Here is a 680-nt window from a genome sequence, read left to right as displayed (position 1 = left end):
GCAGCACCCGGTCCGTGGGTGTCGCACCGGAGAATATGTCGCCCTGGCAAACCCGGATGTTCTCTCCCTCGAGAGTTCCGAAGCCGGTTGAATTGCCTTCCCTGAAACGTAGCCAACGGTTAGACATTCCGGCCCTTCACGTGTACAGCGCACTCGGCGTGAACCGGGGTGCTGGCGTGGTGTTTTTTGGCCGGCTATTGGCTGGCGTGAGTGAATGGCTGGACCAGCCGGCATAAGGAGCCGGGTTTGCCCGGCTGGCGACCATGCTGGCATGGCAGCGGGCCTTGGCCGCTTCGATGGCCTCAACCAGGAAATCTGCTTCGTAGGCTCGCAGCAGATGCGCCTGCTCGGTCTCCAGATAGGTACGCACGGCATCGCGGCCTTGGGCCTGCAATCGGGCATAAGTGGGTGCATCCCAGTGCCAGGTCAAGCCGAGCTCTTCGAATGCGGCGTTGTAGGCGTGGCGGGTCTGATCGGTCCGGTCGGCGGCAGTGTTGTCAAGCGAGGCGTTGAGCATGGAGGTCTCCTTTGATGGGTGGATGCTCTGGGGGCACTTTTCGATGCGTGATGCACCGGGCTTGAGACAACTGTAGAAAGAATGAATGATTAATGATAGTTAAAGTATTTCATATAAATGATTATCTATGAGTTATATATAAATAATGCCCGGCGCGAAGGGT

Annotated in this window: 2 protein-coding genes; both read right to left on the bottom strand. The window is 57.4% G+C overall.

Going from position 1 to position 680, the window contains the following annotated elements; genetic code table 11:
- Window positions 1-127, bottom strand: a 127-nt coding sequence (locus tag AC1DWI_RS25515; RefSeq protein WP_477726232.1) for a DUF2437 domain-containing protein, incomplete at its 3' end; no start/stop codon positions are given.
- A 9-nt stretch (window positions 128-136) separates the two neighbouring features.
- Window positions 137-517 (bottom strand): HAD family hydrolase, encoded by a 381-nt coding sequence (locus AC1DWI_RS25510; protein ID WP_477669195.1) that lies wholly within the window; start codon window positions 515-517, stop codon window positions 137-139.
- Between the last annotated feature and the right edge of the window lie 163 nt (window positions 518-680).

Source organism: Polaromonas sp. P3_C2 (genome assembly GCF_056402675.1).
The sequence above is the reverse complement of the archived record's forward strand: the minus strand, read 5'-3'. Positions and strand labels throughout refer to the sequence as shown.

Coding starts and splice junctions, on each gene's coding strand:
- AC1DWI_RS25510 (WP_477669195.1), bottom strand. CDS start 517: ATGCTCAACGCCTCGCTTGACAACACTGCCGCCGACCGGACCGATCAG.